The sequence below is a fragment of the Paenibacillus polygoni genome (genome assembly GCF_030263935.1).
Classification (GTDB): domain Bacteria; phylum Bacillota; class Bacilli; order Paenibacillales; family Paenibacillaceae; genus Paenibacillus; species Paenibacillus polygoni.
Genome location: NZ_CP127162.1, coordinates 2,059,456 through 2,081,754 on the forward strand (window position 1 = coordinate 2,059,456; position 22,299 = coordinate 2,081,754).

Sequence of the window (22,299 nt, forward strand, 5' to 3'; positions counted from 1 at the left end):
ATGAAGGTGATTGTATGTGAAGAGATCGGAAGATTAACATTCAGGCATGATCTAGAAGAACCTGTATTAAAATCAGGAAATGCAATTGTACATATTCGGCGGATTGGCATCTGCGGTACCGATTATCATGCATTTTTAGGTAACCAGCCTTTCTTTCATTACCCGAGGATACTTGGTCATGAACTAGCTGGAGTAATTGAAGAGATTGGAGAGAATGATTTTGGGCTTCGGCCCGGCGACCAGGTAAGTATTGTTCCCTATATGCACTGTGGCCGCTGTATTGCATGTCGAAACGGAAAAACTAACTGCTGCCAGAACATGAGAGTACTTGGTGTTCATATTGACGGGGGAATGAGAGAGCGGATCTGCATTCCGGTCGAACAATTAATCAATACAAACAGTATGACCTTGGATCAGTCCGTTATCCTCGAACCTTTGGCTGTTGGAGCTCATGCGATAAGAAGATGCGGGGTGACTGCTGACAGTACGGTGCTGGTCATTGGTGCAGGTCCAATAGGTCTTGGGGTCATGGCCTTGGCAAAATTCGCGGGTGCCCGTGTATTTGCAATGGATGTGAACGAAGAGCGTCTGGCTTTTTGCAAGTCCTGGGCTAAGGTTGAAGATACGCTGAATGCAATGCAGACTCCTAAGGAGAAACTTGCTGAAATGACAAATGGTGATCTTGCTCCTGTCATAATCGATGCTACGGGCAATGCAAAATCAATGATGAATACATTTGATATGGTATCGCATGGCGGATTGATAACCTATGTGGGCTTGGTGAACGGTGACATTTCTTTTCATGATCCGGACTTCCACAGTCGTGAAATTACTTTGATGGGAAGTAGAAATGCTACCAGAGAGGATTTCGATCTTGTAATTCAGGCAGTCTCCACAGGATATATTAAGCCCAGCGGATATTTGACACATCGCGCAAGTTTCGAGGGTATGATTGAAGAATTTCATACCTGGCTTCAACCTGCATCGGGCGTCATTAAGGCAGTAGTTGAGTTATAAGCGATAGGTAAGGCGGCTGGATTGGATAATCTATGAGAATAACGGGCAGGGAAAGCAGAAGGCGGTTTTGTCTTGTTAGCGGAAGATTTGTAGACGTACAGTTCGGCAAAAAAATCGGTTACAGAAACAGAATAGATACACAACCCACGTTAATAACAATTTAGATTACTTGAAGGGAGAGTTGTCTGACATGATATCTACGGAAACCCATATTTATATGGTTAGACATGCAGAATCGATATATATCCATGGAGAGGCACGTTCGCGAGGTCTTACGGAGAAAGGTTTAGAGTACGCGAGGTGTGTTGCAAATGTGTTCTCCGGTATTAAGGTAGATCTTGTGGCCTCAAGTCCATATAGAAGAGCGATTCAGACGGTTCAGTATGTAGCAGAGCAAAAAGGGCTTTCGATCGTAGAATACGAAAATTTGCGTGAACGTTTGATAAAAGGCCCCCTTTACGAGGAAAAATGGGAAGTTGTTCTCGAGGCCATCAAAACGTCGTTCGATGACAAGGATTATGCGCTAGACGGAGGGGAGTCGACAAAGCAGGCGCAAAAGCGGTCTATCCCTGTACTTGAACTTCTGCTGAAACAATATGCAGGAAAGCATGTTGTCATGGGCACGAACGGAAATATTATGACCCTAATGATGAACTATTATGATTCAAATTATGGTTTTTCTTTTTGGAAACAAACGACGATGCCGGATATCTACCATTTAATTTTTCGTGATATGAAGCTGACTAAAGTAGAGCGCATATGGAATACCCCCATACATCAAGAGTAGAGGTGAATCAATTTTATGAAGAACGATACCATTAAAGCATATTGTCTTTCTAAAAAGGGGGCAATGGAAGATTACCCTTTTGGTCCTGCGCCCCTTGTTGTCAAAATTGGAGGCAAGATGTTTGCCTTAATAACGTTGAGCGAGAAGCAGGAAGCGACTGATATTTCTCTCAAATGTGATCCCGTGATTGCTGAGAATTTGCGAGAACAGCACGAAGAAGTAGTCCCCGGTTATCATCTCAACAAGAAGCACTGGAATTCAATATCTCTTCAAGGAAGTTTATCACATGAGGATATAATATCCATGATAGATCATTCCTATGAGCTCGTACTGAACAGCCTGACGAAAAAACAACAAGAGCTAATCCTTACTTTGTAAACGGAAAGTCTTTTTGCAGAAGTTTCGGAAAAAAGGACATCCTCCTGATTCGCTTAATTTGTCACGTTGACCTAATTCGTGTAATCAATTTCGCATAGATCATTCACGTAGACACCTAATTTTCATAGACACCTTATTCACATAGATCATCCTGTAAACCTAAACCAAGAAGGCTTGCTCCCAAACCAAGGGGTAAGCCTTTTTTTTGCTTTAAGCTAGTTAGTCTCAGTCTGATGATGTGCTTAAAGTTCAATTCTTAATGATGAAATATTCATCAACTTAAATATCTTAGAGAATTCACAAATCCAAATGAAGGTTTTAAGATCAAGAGAAAATAGTAATGTAATTAAACTTTTATGTACTGAATTAGATAATGTTCTGAGCGCTGGTGGCAGTCCTTAAGGCGTCAAATATTAGGAACAGATTCAGTGAAAAAGAATAGGCAAATAATAAAATGCAATCCTATGGAAGATAAAGAACAGATCAACTAGAAAAAGGGTAATGATTATAAAAGTAATAGTGGAAGAGAGCCGTGAGGTAGATCTCATGTTGGATTGATATCTTTGGCTCATATCTTTAATTTTTAAAATATTGTGACAGAATAAATGAGTAGTGATAGTTTTTGAATACTTTTGATAGAAAATGATTGTTTTTTGATGATTTTATGATACTATAAGAGCTGTCAGGAGGAATGGGAATGCTTACTGAAGAACGATACCGATTGATTTTAGAACGCTTACAATCACGCGGCGTTGTCAAACTGCAAGAGCTTGTAGAGTTGCTAGGTGCTTCTGAATCAACGGTTAGAAGAGATCTTATTGATCTGGAAGCCAATCGTCTGCTTAAGCGAGTCCATGGCGGTGCTTCATTAATAACACAGAAAAGTACCGAACCAGGTATGGATGAAAAAACGTTCAAAAACATTTATGAGAAAAATAAAATTGCCAGGCTTGCAGCCATGCAATTGCAAAATGGCGATTGTATCTATCTAGATGCTGGTACAACTACCCTTTCCATGATTCCTTATATAGAAGCACAGAATATTACCGTAGTAACGAACGGATTGTCTCATGTGGATGCGTTAGTCTCCAAAAATATTCGCAGTTACTTGCTTGGCGGCTTGATGAAAACGCATACGAAAGCAGTTATAGGGAGTATTGCGCTTCAAAATATGAATCAATTCCGTTTTGATAAATCGTTTATTGGTACGAATGGAATTGATGTAAAGATGGGGTATACTACTCCTGACCCGGAGGAAGCCTTAATAAAACGGAACGCGCATTTGTTGTCTGGTGAAACTTATGTGCTGGCTGATTCCAGTAAATTTGGTGAAATTACGTTTGCTAAGTTGTTTGACTTGAACGAAGCAACGCTAATTACTGATATGGTGCCTGAACCATATCAAGTTCCCATTGGACAGAAATATAAAGTAATCGAGGGATGAACAATGATCTATACAGTGACACTGAATCCTTCCATTGATTACATCGTGGAAGTTGAACAATTACAGCTCGGTCATTTAAACCGAATGAAGCGGGATTTGAAGTTACCTGGAGGAAAAGGGATTAACGTTTCTAGAGTACTTACCCAGCTTGGTGCAGAAAATACAGCGATGGGATTCCTTGGCGGTTTCACAGGTGAATTCATTCGTGATTTCTTATCCAAGAGCACGGTTGCTTCCGACTTTGTATCGATTTCTGATGATACAAGAATTAATGTGAAGCTGAAGCATGGTGATGAAACGGAAGTTAATGGACTTGGACCTGCAATTACGAAGGAAGAAGCACAAGCCCTTGTAGCAAAGCTCTCTCAACTGAAAAAAGGCGATATTCTCGTTCTTTCGGGCAGTGTACCACCTTCTCTTGGCAGTGACTTTTATGAGCGATTAATTCAGGTTTGTAAAGAAGCAGGGGCTGATTTTGTTATCGATACAACGGGAGAAGCCTTGTTACAAGCACTGAAAGACAAACCTCTGCTTGTTAAGCCGAATCATCATGAACTGGCAGAACTATTCGGCGTTACCATTGATACGAAAGAGGATTTGGTGAAATATGGCCGGAAACTACTTGAAAATGGTGCTAAGCATGTGCTGATCTCTATGGCGGGTGAAGGTGCATTGTTAATTACGGATAACGAGGTGTATCACGCTAATGTTCCTGCTGGTAAAGTGAAAAATTCAGTAGGTGCTGGAGATTCCATGATTGCTGGATTTATTGGAACGTTTGCTCTGACAGGCGATGTACTGAAAGCGTTCCGTACGGGAGTTGCTTCAGGTAGTGCTACTGCGTTCTCCGACGATCTTGCAGTGAAAGAACAGATTGAAGCACTGATCCCTGAGGTCCAAATTAATGAGTGGAAATAACATACATCATGGGTAAGGAAATTCGATTTTTCATACTTGCCTAAGTAAAGGAGTGCATACTGTGAGAATTACAGATCTAATGATCAAAGAAGTAATGATAATGGACTTAAAGGCAACAACAAAGGCCGAAGCCATTGATGAACTGATTGCGAGCCTTAACAAAAGCGGAAGAATTAACGACCCGGAATTGTTCAAGGAAGCGATCTATAAGAGAGAAGAGCAATCAAGTACGGGGATTGGTGGAGGTATTGCGATGCCGCATGCCAAAACCATAGCAGTGAATGAACCAACGGTCGTTTTTGCAAAAAGTAAAGCAGGAATTGACTTTGATTCTTTAGATGGAGCACCAGCTCATGTATTCTTTATGATTGCTGCCCCAGAAGGAGCAGGGAATACACATCTTCGTACACTTGCTGCGTTGTCTAAGTTATTAATTGACGCTGATTTCATCGAGCAATTGATGAATACGAAAACACCGGATGAAGTAACTGCGTTATTTGATGAAAAACAACAAAGTGAAGAAGAGCAAGCGAAAAAAGAAGCAGAAAAGAAAGCTACTACGGAAGCAGCACCTGCAGAAACAAAAGCAGAAACAAAATCAAAAACAGAAGCAGAAACCAAAGCGGATTCTTCGGAAGATTTTGTTGTAGCTGTTACAGCTTGTCCGACAGGAATTGCTCATACTTTTATGGCAGAAGATGCATTGCTTAAAAAAGCGAAAGAGATGGGAGTAAGTATCCGAGTTGAGACGAACGGAGCAGAAGGAGCGAAGAACGTTCTGACTGAAGATGAAATTCGCCGGGCAAAAGGGGTCATCATTGCAGCTGGTAAAAAGGTGGATCTGGACCGTTTCCATGGAAAACCTGTACTTCAGCGCCCTGTAGCGGACGGTATTCGCAAACCAGAAGAGCTGATTACTAAGGCTTTAAACGGAGATGCACCTATACTTCAGGCGGATGCTGGGTCTTCCACTTCCTCTGCAGACGAAGAAAAGACAAGCATAGGAAGTACGCTCTATAAAAACCTCATGAACGGGATTTCGCATATGCTTCCATTCGTGGTGGGTGGAGGTATCCTGCTTGCTATCTCTTTCTTGATCGAACAAGCAGCTGGTTCGGACAGTCCGCTCTTCCAGTTACTCCAGACCATTGGAGGCGGAGATGGAGCATTCCACTTCCTGATTCCGGTCCTTGCTGGTTTTATTGCGATGAGTATTGGAGATCGTTCAGCTCTCATGCCCGGTATGGTCGGCGGTTTAATGGCAGTAAATGCAAACGCCGGGTTCCTTGGGGGGCTTGCAGCCGGTTTTCTAGCGGGTTATGTAATTCTTGGTCTGCGTAGAGTATTTAAATATTTACCATCAGCGATTGATGGACTGAAATCCATTATGCTATATCCTGTTTTTGGTCTTCTGATTACCGGTGCAGCAATGTACTACGTTCTTTCACCAATTTTCAGTTGGATTAACGTAGGTTTGATAGATATACTGAATAACCTCGGTACAGGAAACATGGTGCTTCTTGGTGTCATTCTTGGAGGAATGATGTCCGTTGATATGGGTGGTCCGTTTAATAAAGCAGCATATACATTCTCCATTGGTGTCTTTACTTCCAGCGGAAACGAGAATGGGCTGATGATGGCAGCAGTAATGGCTGGCGGTATGGTTCCGCCGCTTGCAATTGCCCTAGCTACCACGTTCTTCAAGAACAAGTTTACGGAACAAGAACGTAAATCAGGGGTGACCAACTACGTGCTGGGACTTTCCTTCATCACCGAAGGTGCGATTCCATTTGCAGCAGCAGATCCGCTTCGTGTTCTGACTTCCTGTATTATTGGTTCCGGTATTGCAGGCGGACTAACACAATTGTGGGGAATTAACCTTCCTGCTCCGCATGGCGGTATTTTTGTAGCCGCGCTTGCTAACCATGCACTGCTGTTCTTACTTGCTGTAGCGATTGGTGCCGTTGTGTCTGGTTTGATTCTTGGACTTTGGAAGAAGCCAATTGAAGTAAAAGCATAAGATATGAATGATGAAACCTGGAAGGGAATAACCTTCCGGGTTTTATTTTTTTATCAGGCGCGTGCCCAGCTAAGCACGCATCTTCTAGCCGGTGAAAGTCCGGTCACGGGAGGGGCCAAGCCCCTGTGTAGCTAGGATACCTACGTACGGTGAAAACTGTGCGTAGAAGCGTATCGACAAAAGTATCTGTTGGAGACAGAGCGAGCAACATACCAGGCCGTAACATCAAGTGAATCCTGCCGCGTCGTCAAAAAGGCCTCGCAAGAGGGACGAGGGGAAGCCGAACCCCGGCTTAATGGGTGAAGGCCACGGAAACTGCTAAGAACTTGGAGCGGCAGTGAAGAATTCTCCGGCGTAAGGGGATCGGCATGGTATGAAAGAAGATGCAGTGAACTGGGAGACCCTCCCCTGCACGGATTTTTTTTTTAACCCGTAACAAAGTGGTCTATAAGTCCAAAAGACGAAATGATCTACTTGCAGGAAGGGAGTCCGAGGGGCTCATAGTACTGAGGAACTGTAGGACAACACAACCTGCAGGAGGGAAGGAGCCCTGCTTTGTTCATGTTTTTTTTAGGAGGTACGAATTAGTGAATGCCAAACGGCTAACGACACCAAAAGAAAACGTTCAACAACTCCAAAAGAAACTAGGTCATGCGGCCAAGGAAAACAAGAAGCGCAGATTCCACGCATTGTACGACAAGGTCTACCGAATGGATGTATTAGAGGAAGCCTGGCGAAGAGTACGAGCTAACAAAGGATCGGCTGGCGTCGATGGAGAAACTCTTTCGGATATTGAGGAAAAGGGAGAAGCATTTTTCCTGTACGAATGCCAACGATGCTTGAAGGAAAACAAATACCATCCACAGCCCGTACGACGGCATTATATTCCGAAGAAAGACGGGAAGCAAAGACCGCTGGGTATCCCAACCGTCCGAGACCGCGTCATTCAGATGGCAGCGAAACTGGTCATGGAACCGATCTTTGAAGCGGACTTTCAGGAATCTTCATTTGGATTCCGTCCAAAACGAAGTGCGAAAGGGGCACTGGACCGTATCCGAAAAGCCTGCAACCGGAAAGGGAATTGGGTGGTCGACGTCGACATCCAAGGCTACTTCGACAACATCAACCAAGAGAAACTAATGAAACTGGTGGAGATGCGAATCAGCGACAGGCGCGTCCTGAAGCTGGTACGGAAGTGGCTGAACACGGGAGTGATGGAAGAAGGCAAGGTCAGACGATCCGATCTGGGTACACCACAAGGCGGCGTGATATCCCCTCTTCTCGCGAATATCTATTTGAATTATTTTGATATTCTGTGGGAACGACATGGCAGTGGAATCGGGGAACTTACGCGATACGCAGATGACCTTGTTGTTGTATGCAAAACGAAGAAAGATGCAGAACGGGCGTATGCACTCATACGTGCGATTATGGATCGTCTGGAACTGACCTTGCATCCGACGAAAACGCGGATTGTAGGATTATGGACGGGAGAAGAAGGGTTTGATTTTCTAGGCATGCATCATCGCAAGACAAAAGCTGAAACATCCTACGGAAAAGTGTACTATACCACGCAGCAGTGGCTGTGCCGGAAAGCGGAGGAACGCATCCGGGAAGTGGTAAAAGAGCGCTTAGCTCCGTCCAGCCAGAGACATAAGTCACTCGCGGAGCACGTAGGTTGGCTGAACCCGAAGATTCAGGGGTGGCGCAATTACTACCACACGTCTTACAGCCAACGAAAAATGGCGAAGTTAGATTGGTACATTGTGTTGCGTTTGGCAAAATGGTATGCAAAGAAAAGGCAACGTTCTCGGTGGCAAAGTGCGGTCCAAGAAGTGCGGTACATGGCGAGACAATGTGGACTCAAAACGCTCTTGTAATCTGTATGCACATGAATGACGAACATCGGAAAGCCGTATGAGGGAAAACCTCACGTACGGTTTGATGAGGAGGGGCTGGTTTACCCAGCCCTTTACTCTAGTAATCCAAAAGTATGACTTCATCGCCTTCGGTAACTATACCTGTCTGCAGTACAGAAGCATAAATACCAAACTGATTTTTTCGCTCTGTAACTACCTTCTTTAGTAGAGAGGGGTCGCGTTTGGCGCTTTCTGGATCAACATTAATAATGGAGCAGCGCTTACAAGGACGTTTAATAAGTAAAATAACATTCTCTCCGATTTGCATCCTTTTACCAAACCATTGTTCTTCAATAAAAGGTACCTGATGGGCAAGAGACAATACGAAGTTGGGCCGAAATCTACGTGAATCCACTTTATTATTTGCCCATCGTTTCTCAAGTTCTGTAATGGAAGCATCTGTGACAAGTTGAATCGGTTCTTCTTCAATCGCTCCTAGGGGCACATGAGCAGGTTGGAACTGGATTGGCATGATTTCTTTTTTATACAGCTCCTCTAATGTACGAGTCAGTTCCTCATCACCAAAATAATATTTCTGTCCCTGAGGTGTAACGACTTTTACACGAGGGTAATGTTCCTGGTCTTCTTGATCAGTAAAATGTGCCTGAAAACTAGCCATTTGCGGCAACTGAGTAATCGTTACATATTGATTTTGATTTGATTTGTGTACAAAAGCATGACTGCGATCCCCATAAAGTCCATATTCCATCACTTGAGTACGGGGTATCCGTTCTCCTTGGAATGATTTTATAGGATGACGTACGATTTCTTTGATCCGGCCGACATACATAGCTTTTCAGTCCTTTCTATTTCATGAAAAGGTAGAGCAGGCGGTAGATAACACTTATAGATATATAATAACTTGTTAATGGCATTTTTTGGAGTAACATTAAAGGAAAACAGGGAAAGAGGATGCGAATGGGACAAATTGTCTTAAAACCATATGAAGATTCATGTCATGAACAAGTTGTACAGTTGTATCTAGCGGTAACAGCAAAGTATAAACATGCCATTTTTTGGTGGCCAGGTCCGGAAGAGAATCACACTAATGTGTATTTGGCCTTTGACGGAGAGATTCTTGCTGGCTAAGGACAAGTCGAAATCATAACCATTCAATCTCAGGATGGTACCGGTGAATACGAAGGAACGAGAGACGGTACAGTAGCGAGTTACCACCAAATCTATATGAATATAAAGGTCAGGCCTGAGGTATCTAATCAGGAGGAAGTCTTTCAATTACTTTACGGTGCATTATATGAACGTGCGCTTGTCCTCGCTCAAGAACTTCCTAAGACGCATTCCGTACAGCTTTGTGTAGGAAATCATCAGGCAGAACAAGAGAATTCAGCGCTTTTTGAGAAGTGTGGTTTTACTCCGATGTATCGCCAGTATGAGATGGAAAAAGAGCTGAATCGTGTACAGGAAACTCCCGAATTACACCTCCCTGAACTTCAGTTCATCCAAACTGCACTTGAATCATCAGAAGAAGAGCAGCGCTATCTGCGAACAGAAAGCACGATATGGCCAGAAAATCCACTGGGGCTACATCGTCTGCGCCGGTTAAAAGGAAGTACTGATTTCACTAGCTTTGCTGCACTAGATCCGGATAGCCAGCTCGTAGCGAGCGTTATGGTGTGTCAAGAAGATGATAAGACAGGTTCCATTGAAGAAGTCTTTGTCGTACCGGCTTGGCGAAAAAAAGGAATTGCAACACATTTTATCCGCTATGGATTACAATACTTACAGAAAAAAGGGTATGCTGCAGCAAGACTAAGTGTACTGACAAAGAACGAAAAAGCATTGGAGCTTTACCAATCTCTCGGCTTTACGATCTCAGGTGAAGAGCATCGTTATGGAAAAGAGCTGGTCAAGGTCGAATCCCTCTCACGCGGATAAGAAAGTTCTTTTGTTCATAACTAACAAATTATATAATGACGGATTGTAATATGAAGTGCGACACCTAGTTCAAAATTAAAAATGACCCATGGCCGGATTCGTGTAGAATGGAGTTACCACACAACACCTACAAGGAGAATCCGCCATGAGCTACACACATCTTAGCATAATTGAACGCAGTAAACTAGAAGTATTACATCAACTGGGGCTGTCCGCCCGAGCCATTGCTCGCGAATTGGATCGTCATCATTCCACGATCAGCCGGGAACTGAGGAAAAATCAAAGCCTAAATGGTTATCAAGCGGTAGCATCAGAGCATCGTTATAAGCATCTTCGCCAAGCTCAGAAACCTAGAGAAAAATGGACGGAGACACTCGGAAAAGAAATTGAACAGCGACTTCACGAAACCTGGTCTCCTGAGCAAATCTCTATGCGTTATAGACTGAAAGGAGAGCCCATGGTTTCGTTCAAAACGATCTATCGCTGGCTTTATCAAGGACGTATGATTCGTAACACCGTTCAGCAGTTAAGACACAAAGGAAAAAGACAAAAACCCCAAGAAAAACGAGGTCGCTTCCTCGTAGGCACTTCTATCAAACAACGGCCTAAAGAGATTCGTTCCCGTGAAACCTTTGGACACTGGGAACTGGACACGGTCGTCTCCAGCCGAGGAAAAAGTAAGGCTTGTGTCGCTACATGTATCGAGCGAAAAACAAGGCTATACACTGCTATTAAAATGCCAGATCGCACTTCATTATCTATGGAAATTGCTATTGGTGTAGTTGCTGCACAGTACCCTGCCCAAACCTTCCAGACAGCTACCGTAGACCGTGGTAAAGAGTTCGCGTGCTTTCGTGAATTGGAAGAGTCACACGGTATGACGGTATATTTTGCAGATCCTTATTCCTCATGGCAACGAGGCTCCAATGAGAATGGAAACGGGCTCCTTCGAGAGTTCTTCCCAAAAGGAAAGGACTTTGCAAAGGTGACCGAGGAAGAATTAGAACACGCCCTCCAACTTATTAACAACAGACCAAGGAAATGTTTGGGATGGAAAACTGCTCACGAATCATTTGAAGAAGAAGTGTCGCACTTGGATTGACAATCCGTCTAATAGTAAAAACTGGATAAACCCGGATTTCCTTCCTAGGAAAAAACGGGTTTCTTTATTTTATGGTGGAGGAAATATATTTGGTATATACATGCATGTAAACAAAACGCCTAGTATGTATGATCCTGAAGGGGAAATATCGTAGTTATTTCCTGTTTTCTTATTTGAAACAAGAGTGTCTGGTTCTTATAAATCGATAAATGTGTGCGAGTTTTTACTCTTTTCATCAGGAGTTTCCCAAGGTTCCTGACAAGAAAACATAAACTTTGTCAAAGAAAATAATATCCTGCGATTACCCGAGAAATAACAGGGGTTACGAGCAAGAAATCGGGAGGAAAGGTGCGTAATGAGTGACATCGAGATTGGTGATCTACGATTATCAGAGCTTCGAGAACAACCTGAAGATTACCAAAATATTTGCCGTAAACTGTACGGATATAATGTAAGAGCGAGTAAGGGGCTTTTGCAGAAGCCAGGACAAAACATCCACTTGTATTTGAAAAATGCCAGTTCAGAGGTCGTCGGAGGTATTTTTTGTGAGTCATGGTTATACGGGCTGTACATTGATGTGCTGTGGATATCAGAAGATTACCGAAGAGCGGGGTATGGCAGGGAGATGCTGTTTGAGGCTGAGCGAAGAGGGAAGGAGATGGGCTGCTTATTCGCACATACTTCTACGTTTTCTTATCAAGCTCCCTCCTTTTATGAGAAGAATGGATATGAAATCTACGGCGTAAATGATGAATACCCAGAGGGGATCAAACAGTATTTTTTGAAAAAAAGACTGTAATGAATATGTAGATTAGGGGTGAGGAGTTGAGCAAAATATCGCGTTTTGTACTTGAAGGGGCAGTGGTTCTCATGCTGATTTTTGTGATTATGCCCATTTTATCGGGAATGCTTATGACATGGATGTATGTTCCTCAGATGATACAAAGTGAGTCTTCATCAGTTCAATCATTTGAAGCTTCTCCTCTACTGATGTTTGGTTTGGCTATATTGACGTTCTTCGTCTATATAATGATTCGAACTGGAATAACACGGGTGATCAGGAAGGGGAAACCGAGTGAGTGAACAAATACATGTGGTAAGAAGAAAAAGAGATATAGCAGTAGTCGTTTGTTTCATCCCGTTACTTTCATCTTATATTTATTCTCTGGTCAGAAATAGCACGCTTGAAATTCCGCTGCTTCTGTATGTCTTATCCGTATGTTGTTATATGTATGTGATTGGACTTTTCGGTTATAAGTTATTTCTAATCCTAAGGTATAGCTTTAGATACTACCCACTTCGCTTCGTTGAACTTGAATTATTACCCGGGTCATTTCGTCTAGGCTCTTGCAGCGTGAAGACTTCGGAGATTGAAGCCATTCGCATCGATGGATACTGGAATTCCACAATAGGGGTTAAGCTGAAGGGGAGAAAACAAATTCCTCTTCATTTAAGGATGAAATATCAGAATACGCTGCAGGAAGATGAAATTATGAAGGAGCTTCGAACCTGGTCCGAAATCCACCAGATTCCAATCCAGTACAAACGCATATTTTACTAAGTTTGCAGAGAGGAAGGATACAAAGATGGAGCAGAAGCAATATGTCATTACGAAAAAAGATCGTAAATCACAGCTGGCAGCTACGATATTATTATTTTTTATGCTGTTAGGTATTAGCATTCTTCAGCGGAAGAGTGATCATGTATTGTTATACGCTCTTTTATTCGTTTTGATTCTGGTATATATCGTGCTTATAGGTTATGAGCTTTATTATTACTTTACTTATACTCGCACCCGTAGAGAACAATTACTGATCATCAAGGAAGATAAACTTATACTACAAGGAGAGGTGGTATTCCCTTCTCAGATCGATGTGATTGTCTCAGAAGGATATATCAATTCTTCGATAGGAATTAAACTAAAGAAACGCAAATGGATTCCTCAGCGTCTACAATTTATATTTGCCAATGCTAATAAGGAACAAGAAGCGTTTGATCAGTTGCAGGAATGGGCAGATACATATCAGATTGAAATCCGGGAGGGAAAGATCAGATCGATAATATAGCATAAAAGGAAGGGGGAAGATTTATGAATGAGCCTCAGATTGAAGTAATTTCGAGGAGAAGATACAGGAATCTGATCGCCATGGGGATGTACCCCTTATTAATGGGGGGATACAAAGCCACAGCTCATAGGGACCTAGATTACATAAATGTATTCATAGTTATAACCGCTGTACTATTTCTTTTTGAACTAGGACTGCTGCTATATCAATGGTCTGTCAAACCTAAAACCATCCAACTTCATGAAGGACGTCTTATCGTAGGTAACCGTATATTTCATACTGATGAGCTGAAGTCCATTATTATAGAAGAATATTACGGGCCGCATATTGGAATCAAACCTAAAAATAAAAGACTCGTACCCTTATGGCTTGCATTTCGCGTGCTGGATAAGCAACAAGCAGATCATGCCTTCGATGAAATCCATGAATGGGGAGAGCGAAACGAAGTTCCCGTACTCACCCAGCGAATCTGGACACTATAAATAGATACGAAAAAACCTCCCGAACCTGCTTTCATAGCAGCATAGGAGGTTTTTTTGATGGGATTAATAGTTAACAACATGAAATATAAACCGGATTAAATTCACCTTTTAAATTGGCGAGCATCATTCTTGTGATCTTGAAACCAAATCGTTATCCATAAAGAGATGATCAATATGAGCTCAAAAATATTGGTGGCTGCAGAACTTTCGAAAGGAAGGGGAATCAGTTGTCCTATGAAAAGTAACGCCGTCCCGACAAACATCCATATCCATTTTTGGCGGAAGATTAAGATGGTGCCGACGATCAGCAGTATTATACCCACCACAATAACCATGATAGGTGGCCCTGAGGTGCCTTCTGCAGCGTAGCGCAGAACACCGTATTCCTTAACGAGTTGCAGATTTTTCACTTCATGTAAGGTCTGTGCAAAGATCTGATACAGTATCAATGCTAATGTTATTATCCAGGCGGAGATTCGTATGTATGTTTTTGAAGCAATCGCTGCTCCTGATCTTTGGAGTATGTAATAACCTACAAGGACAAGACCCGGTGTGACAAAAGCATGAATCCAAAAACGAAGACTGCTTAATACCATAAGAGTCTTACCTTCGCCAATGGCATTGCCAGCAGCAATGATTCCATTATCGTAAGCAAGGCCGAGTGCCAAGATCACGAGTAAAATAGGGTAATGAAACCACCGCCTTGTCCGTGACAAATGGGTGAACATGAAAAGTAACAAGATGATGTAAGCAATTGTAATGATTGAGTAAATCCAGAAATCCATGCAATCCCACCTTCTATTCGAGTTTGTAATCTTCTTTATACCATAAGCCTATTCACCAATATGTATATTCATGAAACGAGTGCAACTTCAGTTTCGGCAAAATAAAATAGATAAAATCATGCTGAATATAGCATAAAGTATTATCCATAATCCAACAAATCCATAACCAAATGGCGGCTCGGTCCGAGTGCCGCATTCTTTGCTCAAGATATGTATGCATAATTTTACCTCCCGTTGTACATAGTAAAGGAAAATTCAGGGGGGTTACAAAGGATGTGTAGACGTTATTCGCTTGCAGCAGATTTGGATGAAGTTCGTGATCATTTTGGTGTGCAGCGGGTTATGTATTACTACAAGAATCGTTACAATATTAGCCCGACACAACATGCTCCGCTCATACTTTATGAAGATGGGGAACGTATCATGGACGAATATCGTTGGGGATTTATTCCTTTTTGGGGCAAGGATGCTGTTAACGCAGACTTGATGTCTGTTCATAATAATGTGACTTATCGGAGAATGGTAGAAACGAAACGGTGTATTATTCCTTGTAATGGTTTCTTTTACTGGCGTCAGGATGGCAAACGTAAATACGCTGTTCGCGTAGTTATGCCGGATCGGTCTATGTTTGGAGTTGCGGGTCTCTATGAGATCTGGAAAGATACCAATAAGGTTCCCCTTCGAACCTGTACCATGCTGATGTCAAATGCAAATCTAACAATTCGAGAATTTGATACCCGAATGCCGGCGATTTTAACCAAAGAAGCGATGGATGCCTGGCTTGATCCAGGAATTACGGAAGTACATCAACTGCTTCCTTATCTAACATCTCATCGGGATACACCGATGGAAGTCTATCCCGTATCTTCGCTAGTGGGCAATGACAACCATGATTCAATGGATTGTGTAAAAGAAGTAGATATGCGAATGGCTATGATCAAACCATAACACGGTTACATCGTTACTACACATGACCATACCAGGACGGCTGCAAAGCCGTTTTTGGTATGGTCATGTGTATTTTTACATTCTTATTATTTATGGTGGCTTGCATAGAAACTTTAAAGTAACTATACTTGTTTCAGTAAGCAAGGAAAAGTTTACTAATTTCATAGCTTTAAATGTGGGAGTGATAGAGATGAATTCAAAATATAATCTTCTTTTTGATCAAGTTACTTTACCGAATGGAATGATCTTAAAAAATAAAATCATGATGGCACCGATGACAAATTGGTCTTCTAATGAGGACGGAACTGTATCGGACGCAGAGCTGGAATATTATGCTCGCCGCTCTAATGGAGCGAGTGTTGTTGTAACTGCAGTTGCGTATGTAACCGATAACGGGGTAGGTTTTCCAGGTCAGTTTTCGGTATCGAACGATTCTTTTGTGCCAGGTCTTAAGAAACTGGCGGATACCATTAAAAAGCAAGGCGCAAAAGCGGTGTTACAGATTTTCCATGCGGGCAGACTATCTCCCCCTGATTTGGTAGGCGGAGATGTTGTAAGCGCGAGTGCAATTGCAAGTGAAAGACCAGGATCGCCTGAACCGCGTGAACTGCAGGATGCTGAGATCGTTTCAATTATTGAGGATTTTGGAGAAGCGACTCGCCGTGCAATCGAAGCAGGTTTTGACGGGGTTGAGATTCATGGAGCTAATGGTTACTTAATCCAGCAGTTTTTCTCCCCTCATTCCAACCGTAGAGAAGACCGCTGGGGTGGAGATGTGGAGAAACGACTTACATTCCCGCTTGCTGTGATCGATTCGATTCAAGCCGCAGTTAAGAAATATGCAAAAGGACCGTTCATTGTTGGATACCGCTTTTCACCAGAAGAACCGGAGACACCGGGGCTGACAATGGAAGATACCTTCGTATTAACGGATGCGCTGCTTGAGAAAAATTTGGATTATCTTCATATTTCGCTTACCGATTTCTGGTCCAAACCAAGACGCGGAGCTGATGATTCCAAAACTCGACTGGAATGGATTGCAGAGCGTACCGGAGATAGAATTCCGCTGGTCGGAGTTGGTAACATTCATACAGCGGATGAGGCACTAAGTGCACTGAATACCAGTGTATCCATGATAGCACTTGGCAGAGAATTGATTATTGAACCCGACTGGGTTGAAAAGATTGAATCCGGCAATGAAGAACATATTGCTGTGCATTTAACAAAAGAAGATCAGGAACGTCTTGTCATTCCGGATCCGCTGTGGAATATGATTCTCGGAGTTCCGGGCTGGTTCCCGGTACTTGATTCAGAAGAATCAAAATAATATGATGAGTGTAAGGTCGGAAGCTTCCCGAAGCTTTCCGGCTTTATTGCTTTTTCTAAGATGCTTTATAATATAGTAAAAAACAAAAGAGAGGATGTTTGCAGCTTGAAGCACCCATTTGTACTCGAAGCTGTATGGAACGGTGGACGTAACAGTACCGGCACGATTGAAGCAGGACAGCTTCAAACCAAAATCTCGATTCCTAAAGAGATGGGAGGACCGGGGATTGGAACGAATCCGGATGAGATGCTGCTTGGAGCAGCTGCGACCTGCTATCTGATTACTCTTGCCGCAATGATGGAGCGTTCTGAACTTCCTGTAGAACAGCTTACTTTAACTTCAGAAGCGACCGTCGATGTAACAAACAACATATTTACGTATGAAGCAATTACTCATCGGCCGGTAGTAACTTTAAAGCATGGCTCAACAGATTCGAATGTGGAAAAAGCACTTCTTCTGTCGCATAAAGCAGAAAGTTCTTGTATGATCTCAAGAGCTGTTGCAGGAAATGTACAAATAAAAACAGAGCCAAGTGTGCTCGTAGCCAGTATGTAGGGGAGGAAATACAAGATGACAAATTCAAAATTATTAGTGTTTACAGGTTCTTATGCAGAAAAAGAAAATCCAGGAATTCATGTATATGAACTCGATGAGAATACATACGAGCTTTCTCTGCGCAGTAAGCAGGAAGGTGTGAAGAATCCAACCTTTCTTCAAGTCGATTCGGATTCAAAACAACTTATTTCCATTGGTGAAATGGTGACAACCGACGGCTTGAAGTCAGGAGAAGCGCTGGCTTATCAGATTTTACCGGAGACAGGTGAACTCGAACTTATTAATCGGGGTCAGTCTGCTTATGCACCTACATGCCATGTTCAAAAGGATCCTCAAGGTGAGTATCTTGTGATCTCAAGCTACCATGGAGGCACAGTAAGTCTGGTATCTCGAAAAGAAGATGGAAGCATTGGTAAAATGCTCGATTCCAAGCAGCATAAAGGTCATGGGACACATCCAGAACGTCAGGATCGTCCTCATGTTCATTCTGCTTTCTTCTCGCCAGATGGAAAGTTCATCATGGTTCAAGACTTAGGCCTGGATACGATTTTTGTATATCAGATCGACCGGAAAGAGAATAAACTTGTGCTGCATCGTGAAGTGCATACGCATGACGCTGCAGGTCCGCGCCATCTTGTATTCCATCCCAATGGCAAGTATGCCTATGTAATTAACGAAGTAGATTCGACGGTAACTTCATATGCATATGACGCTGAAGAAGGGAATCTAACGGCAATTCAAACGTTACCTACGTTGCCAAGTGATTTCACAGGGGAAAACACTTGTGCAGAGATTACAATCTCCGAGGATGGACGCTTCGTATATGGGTCTAACAGGGGGCATGACAGTATTGTCGTGTATGCCGCATCGGCAGACGGAACACTCGAACATGTACAGCATATCTCTACGGAAGGTGCTCATCCAAGACACTTTTCACTTACACCAAAGGGTAATCTGATGCTTGTCACAAATCGAGATACGAATAATATTGTTGTATTCGAAGTGAACAAAGAGACAGGGGGATTGACTTATACAGGCAAACAAGTAGAGTCACCTAAGCCAGTCTGCGTATGGTCCGTATATATGTAGTGTAGACACAGGACATGTGACTGCAAGAATAAAACAGCACCCCATGTTTCACGATAATATCGTGCGGACATAGGGTGCTGTTTTTCTTATTGTTTAAGAGGAAGCTGGGATACATAACTATGTGACAGATCGAAGAGAGAAAGGGCATGATAGAATTCACTCTCTGTCGTTATATGATCCGTATCCATTATATTCTTCAGTACATGATGTTCTCCATCATCAAATCCGCTGCCGGAAATGAACACTTCATTGCTGTTTACAAACGAGCCGGTAGGCAGATAATAGCGTTCAGGCAGTATATTATAATCTTTTTGATTCAGTAAATTTTGCCCAAAATGAATATGATCCTCTAGTGAAATACCAAGCAGACCTGCTACCGTAGGCAAAATATCCACCTGTCCGCCAATTTGTTTCTGCTCTCCTACAGGTGTGACACCGGAAGAAGCAATGACGAGAGGAATATTGATCATATCCGAGTAATCATAAGGATGCCCGAGGATTTCATTCAGCAATGACAAGTCTTGGTTATCTAGTGATGTAGTCGGCAGTCCAACATGATCTCCATACAGGACAACAACACTGTTATCCCATATCCCGCGATTTTTCAAATCTGCAATGAATGTCCCAAGTTCAGCATCTGCATAATGCTGTGCACGAATATAGTTCCCAACAAACGTATCATCATAACGCTCAGGAAGCGGCAATGTCATTTTCTCTTCGGGAAGCGTAAACGGATGGTGAGCAGACATGGAAATGACCTGGGCATAAAATGGATTTGCTTCTTGATCCATCTCTTCTAGTTTCTCCGCTGTTTTTTGATAGAGTACATGGTCGGAAGCTCCAAAGAATACCGTGTCTTCTTCGCCAAAGAATGACTTGTCATAATAGTGATCAAACCCGAGTGATGAATAGAGTTCCCCGCGATTCCAGAATTCAACAACGTTAGTGTGGAACGTAGCTGTTTCGTAACCTTTATCTTTCAGAAGTCTTGGCAGGCTCGGCAACACTTTGTCTACGTAATTCTGGACAGCCGCTCCCTCAGGTGGGACATAATAGGAAGTGTTTACTACAAACTCAGCATCCGATGTATTCCCTTGACCGACCTGATGATAAAAATGAGAGAAATAAGTATGATCTTGAACGAGCTTATTTAAGTTCGGTGTAATCTCTTGACCATCGATTTTAAGATGAATCAGAAAATTTTGAAGGGATTCCATCTGAATAATAATGAGATTTTTTCCTTCTAAAGCTCCGTGCAGTTGTAAATCGACAGCTTTATTTTCTGATAATCCTTTTAGTTCATTAATCCGTTCTTGCGTAATCTCTTCTGATGGAATAAGCTCTGCTTTCTTTTGGTTAAGCAAAGTATACGCTTCGTAATTGAAAATCCCCATTTGTTCTGCTTTGACTACTTCATTAAAACTGCCGCGGTTTGTATAAATATTCAGTGATGTAATAAGGAGCGAGATGGAAAAAAGACAAGCAATGATTTTTTTATTTGCTGGTCTTCGTATCGCTTGTTTCCAGTTTTTCGCCGATTTATTCCTAAGTAATAAATAGCCAAACACGAGAACGTCCGTGAAGATCAGTAGATACTGCGGGTCGATTAGTGAGAATACACTGTTGCTGACTGCGGTTACCTGATTCACTTGTTCTAAAGCTTTGTAGGTGGCAATAACTCCATAGTATTTGTAGTAAATAATAACGGCAAAGAAAATAGCGGTTAGCAGCAAATTAAAAATAGTATACATGATTAATTTTCGTTTGGTGGCAAACCATTCAATAAGACAGAAGATGAGCAGGATGAAAGGTAATTCTTTGAGCATAATGGCCCACGAAGGTCCGTCATCAAAAACGCCAAACCAAGCTATATAACTCTTAAACAGCATAATTAGAGAGAAGAATAATAATGAGCGTGTGCAGATCATGGTGAGGACGTTAGAAGCTTTGGCAAAAAATGTAGACTTTTGCTCAGGTGAAGCTGGATCGTAGTTTATTAATGCTTCGTCCTGAGTTTTTACTTTCTCGAGTGGTGGTTTCATCAATTGTACTTAAGCCGGAATTTCATCTGCCGGACAAAAGTTTTCCCTCCCTGCTAGATTCTATCGTTTTCCAAATATTTATCATATCTTCTAGCATTATAGTATAGGTCTTACTGGCTAATCAATTGTGCTTAATCCGTACAGTTCAAAAGTTCCATTGTTTATCTAAAAAATCAACATTCTGCCCATTAGTATACTCTAGGTAACTACCCTACTTTAAAGTGCGTACTTCCTATTTGTATATCTAGTATTTAGTATAAAGGGGAGCTGACAAACGGAAGCCAGCTTGTTATGAAAACGAACGATAAAGGAGCGAATAATAATGAAATTACAATTAGCACTTGACCTTGTAAATATCCCAGAAGCCATTGAACTTGTAAAAGAGGTTGAATCTTATATTGATATTGTAGAAATTGGAACACCGATCGTCATTAATGAAGGACTTCATGCAGTAAAAGAAATGAAAGCAGCATTCCCTAATCTTACGGTGCTCGCAGATCTTAAAATTATGGATGCGGGCGGTTACGAAATTATGAAAGCATCTGAAGCGGGCGCGGATATTATTACTGTACTTGGTGCTACGGACGATATGACAATCAAAGGTTCCGTAGAAGAAGCTAAAAAACAAGGCAAAGAAATCCTCGTAGATATGATTAATGTGAAAAACATTGAACAGCGTGCGAAAGAGATCGATGCGCTTGGCGTAGATTATATTTGTGTCCATACTGGATATGATCTTCAAGCCGTAGGCCAAAACTCATTTGAAGATTTGCAAACGATTAAGAGAGCTGTAACCAATGCAAAAACAGCAATAGCAGGTGGAATTAAGCTGGAGACTTTGCCTGAAGTAATCAAAGCTGGACCTGATCTCATTATTGTCGGCGGGGGAATCACTACCCAAGATGACAAAAAAGCAGTAGCAGCTGAGATGCAAGAAATGATTAAACAAGGGTAATCAAAAGCGATGGTCAAAAATGATGTAGTATCTATTCTTAGGGAACTAGAGACGGCAGCGGCTCTTCTTAGTGAAACCGAGCTAACGGAAGCGATGAATCTAATCGCAGGAGCAGGTCAGGTGTTCGTAGCGGGAGCAGGTCGATCTGGGCTGATGGGAAAATCCTTTGCCATGAGACTGGCTCATTTAGGTAAGCCTACATTTGTAATTGGAGAAACAACGACTCCTCCCATACGCAAAGGAGATGTTCTGATTCTTTGCAGCGGGTCAGGTGAAACGAAAAGTTTGTTATCCATGGCCCAAAAGGCAAAAGGAATGGATGCTTCGGTCGTGGTTCTTACGATTCATCAGAACTCTTCGATTGGACAGCGCGCGGATGCAATCATTCAAATTCATGCGGCAGCGAAGGAAGATGAAGGTAAGCGTCAATCTATTCAGCCAATGGGTTCACTATTTGAACAAAGTCTAATCATTACGCTCGATGGAATCATTCTATCCTTAATGAGAAAGATGGATCAGGATACAGCAACAATGTTTGAAAGACATGCCAATCTTGAATAGTCTCTTTC

The 22,299-nt window shown here is 42.3% G+C and carries 24 protein-coding genes; 21 read left to right on the forward strand and 3 right to left on the reverse strand.

The window, feature by feature from the left end; all coding sequences use genetic code 11:
* The 7 genes from QPK24_RS09905 (at position 1) to ltrA (ending at position 8,444) form a co-directional block, all read left to right on the forward strand.
* Positions 1-1,017, forward strand: coding sequence for a zinc-binding alcohol dehydrogenase family protein (locus QPK24_RS09905; RefSeq protein ID WP_285748280.1), 1,017 nt, complete (start codon positions 1-3; stop codon positions 1,015-1,017).
* 190 nt (positions 1,018-1,207) lie between these two features.
* Positions 1,208-1,804, forward strand: a complete 597-nt coding sequence (locus QPK24_RS09910; protein ID WP_285748282.1) for a histidine phosphatase family protein — start codon at positions 1,208-1,210, stop codon at positions 1,802-1,804.
* 15 nt (positions 1,805-1,819) lie between these two features.
* Positions 1,820-2,182: an MmcQ/YjbR family DNA-binding protein gene (locus QPK24_RS09915; RefSeq protein ID WP_285748284.1), complete on the forward strand. Its 363-nt coding sequence runs from the start codon at positions 1,820-1,822 to the stop codon at positions 2,180-2,182.
* Between the two features lie 697 nt (positions 2,183-2,879).
* Positions 2,880-3,626 (forward strand): DeoR/GlpR family DNA-binding transcription regulator, encoded by a 747-nt coding sequence (locus QPK24_RS09920; RefSeq protein WP_285748286.1) that lies wholly within the window; start codon positions 2,880-2,882, stop codon positions 3,624-3,626.
* 3 nt (positions 3,627-3,629) lie between these two features.
* Positions 3,630-4,544 carry a 1-phosphofructokinase gene (gene pfkB, locus QPK24_RS09925; RefSeq protein ID WP_285748288.1) on the forward strand — a complete coding sequence of 305 codons (915 nt, stop codon included), beginning with the start codon at positions 3,630-3,632 and terminating at the stop codon, positions 4,542-4,544.
* 61 nt (positions 4,545-4,605) lie between these two features.
* Positions 4,606-6,564 carry a PTS fructose transporter subunit IIABC gene (locus tag QPK24_RS09930; RefSeq protein ID WP_285748289.1) on the forward strand — a complete coding sequence of 653 codons (1,959 nt, stop codon included), beginning with the start codon at positions 4,606-4,608 and terminating at the stop codon, positions 6,562-6,564.
* Between the two features lie 587 nt (positions 6,565-7,151).
* The gene (gene ltrA, locus QPK24_RS09935; RefSeq protein WP_191805290.1) at positions 7,152-8,444 is read left to right on the forward strand and encodes a group II intron reverse transcriptase/maturase; all 1,293 of its coding nucleotides are present in this window, start codon (positions 7,152-7,154) and stop codon (positions 8,442-8,444) included.
* A 97-nt stretch (positions 8,445-8,541) separates the two neighbouring features.
* Here ltrA and QPK24_RS09940 read toward each other — a convergent pair whose 3' ends face one another.
* Positions 8,542-9,273 carry an MOSC domain-containing protein gene (locus QPK24_RS09940; protein WP_285748291.1) on the reverse strand — a complete coding sequence of 244 codons (732 nt, stop codon included), beginning with the start codon at positions 9,271-9,273 and terminating at the stop codon, positions 8,542-8,544.
* A gap of 128 nt (positions 9,274-9,401) precedes the next feature.
* Between QPK24_RS09940 and QPK24_RS09945 the strand changes: the two genes are divergently transcribed.
* From QPK24_RS09945 to QPK24_RS09980, 8 genes are all read left to right on the forward strand, one after another.
* Positions 9,402-9,572: a hypothetical protein gene (locus QPK24_RS09945; protein WP_285748293.1), complete on the forward strand. Its 171-nt coding sequence runs from the start codon at positions 9,402-9,404 to the stop codon at positions 9,570-9,572.
* A 96-nt stretch (positions 9,573-9,668) separates the two neighbouring features.
* Positions 9,669-10,379: a GNAT family N-acetyltransferase gene (locus QPK24_RS09950; RefSeq protein ID WP_285748295.1), complete on the forward strand. Its 711-nt coding sequence runs from the start codon at positions 9,669-9,671 to the stop codon at positions 10,377-10,379.
* A gap of 145 nt (positions 10,380-10,524) precedes the next feature.
* A complete protein-coding gene (locus QPK24_RS09955) occupies positions 10,525-11,481 on the forward strand; it encodes an IS30 family transposase (RefSeq protein ID WP_285741540.1) in 957 nt (318 codons plus the stop codon).
* 355 nt (positions 11,482-11,836) lie between these two features.
* Positions 11,837-12,280, forward strand: a complete 444-nt coding sequence (locus tag QPK24_RS09960; protein WP_285748297.1) for a GNAT family N-acetyltransferase — start codon at positions 11,837-11,839, stop codon at positions 12,278-12,280.
* A gap of 26 nt (positions 12,281-12,306) precedes the next feature.
* Positions 12,307-12,564, forward strand: coding sequence for a hypothetical protein (locus QPK24_RS09965; RefSeq protein ID WP_285748299.1), 258 nt, complete (start codon positions 12,307-12,309; stop codon positions 12,562-12,564).
* Positions 12,557-13,042 (forward strand): hypothetical protein, encoded by a 486-nt coding sequence (locus QPK24_RS09970; RefSeq protein WP_285748301.1) that lies wholly within the window; start codon positions 12,557-12,559, stop codon positions 13,040-13,042. The genes QPK24_RS09965 and QPK24_RS09970 overlap by 8 nt, the downstream gene beginning before the upstream one ends.
* 25 nt (positions 13,043-13,067) lie before the next feature.
* The gene (locus QPK24_RS09975) at positions 13,068-13,547 is read left to right on the forward strand and encodes a hypothetical protein (RefSeq protein ID WP_285748302.1); all 480 of its coding nucleotides are present in this window, start codon (positions 13,068-13,070) and stop codon (positions 13,545-13,547) included.
* A 23-nt stretch (positions 13,548-13,570) separates the two neighbouring features.
* The gene (locus QPK24_RS09980) at positions 13,571-14,029 is read left to right on the forward strand and encodes a hypothetical protein (protein ID WP_285748304.1); all 459 of its coding nucleotides are present in this window, start codon (positions 13,571-13,573) and stop codon (positions 14,027-14,029) included.
* A gap of 101 nt (positions 14,030-14,130) precedes the next feature.
* Here the strand turns inward: QPK24_RS09980 and QPK24_RS09985 are convergent, their stop codons facing one another.
* A complete protein-coding gene (locus tag QPK24_RS09985; RefSeq protein ID WP_285748306.1) occupies positions 14,131-14,814 on the reverse strand; it encodes a hypothetical protein in 684 nt (227 codons plus the stop codon).
* Positions 14,815-15,087: 273 nt separating this feature from the next.
* On the opposite strand from QPK24_RS09985, the gene QPK24_RS09990 reads away from it, so the two are divergent.
* The 4 genes from QPK24_RS09990 to QPK24_RS10005 all read left to right on the forward strand — a co-directional run bounded on the left by QPK24_RS09990 (position 15,088) and on the right by QPK24_RS10005 (position 18,733).
* Positions 15,088-15,762, forward strand: a complete 675-nt coding sequence (locus tag QPK24_RS09990; protein WP_285748308.1) for an SOS response-associated peptidase — start codon at positions 15,088-15,090, stop codon at positions 15,760-15,762.
* A gap of 190 nt (positions 15,763-15,952) precedes the next feature.
* Positions 15,953-17,089 carry an NADH-dependent flavin oxidoreductase gene (locus QPK24_RS09995; RefSeq protein ID WP_285748309.1) on the forward strand — a complete coding sequence of 379 codons (1,137 nt, stop codon included), beginning with the start codon at positions 15,953-15,955 and terminating at the stop codon, positions 17,087-17,089.
* Between the two features lie 105 nt (positions 17,090-17,194).
* Positions 17,195-17,644, forward strand: a complete 450-nt coding sequence (locus QPK24_RS10000) for an OsmC family protein (RefSeq protein WP_285748310.1) — start codon at positions 17,195-17,197, stop codon at positions 17,642-17,644.
* Between the two features lie 15 nt (positions 17,645-17,659).
* Entirely contained in the window at positions 17,660-18,733 is a 1,074-nt protein-coding gene (locus QPK24_RS10005) for a lactonase family protein (RefSeq protein WP_285748311.1), read from the forward strand.
* An 86-nt stretch (positions 18,734-18,819) separates the two neighbouring features.
* Here the strand turns inward: QPK24_RS10005 and QPK24_RS10010 are convergent, their stop codons facing one another.
* Positions 18,820-20,661: an LTA synthase family protein gene (locus QPK24_RS10010; protein WP_285749248.1), complete on the reverse strand. Its 1,842-nt coding sequence runs from the start codon at positions 20,659-20,661 to the stop codon at positions 18,820-18,822.
* 436 nt (positions 20,662-21,097) lie between these two features.
* On the opposite strand from QPK24_RS10010, the gene hxlA reads away from it, so the two are divergent.
* Both hxlA and hxlB read left to right on the forward strand, forming a co-directional pair.
* Positions 21,098-21,730 (forward strand): 3-hexulose-6-phosphate synthase, encoded by a 633-nt coding sequence (gene hxlA, locus QPK24_RS10015; protein ID WP_160036222.1) that lies wholly within the window; start codon positions 21,098-21,100, stop codon positions 21,728-21,730.
* Between the two features lie 9 nt (positions 21,731-21,739).
* Positions 21,740-22,291, forward strand: a complete 552-nt coding sequence (gene hxlB, locus QPK24_RS10020) for a 6-phospho-3-hexuloisomerase (RefSeq protein ID WP_285748312.1) — start codon at positions 21,740-21,742, stop codon at positions 22,289-22,291.
* Positions 22,292-22,299: the final 8 nt, after the last annotated feature.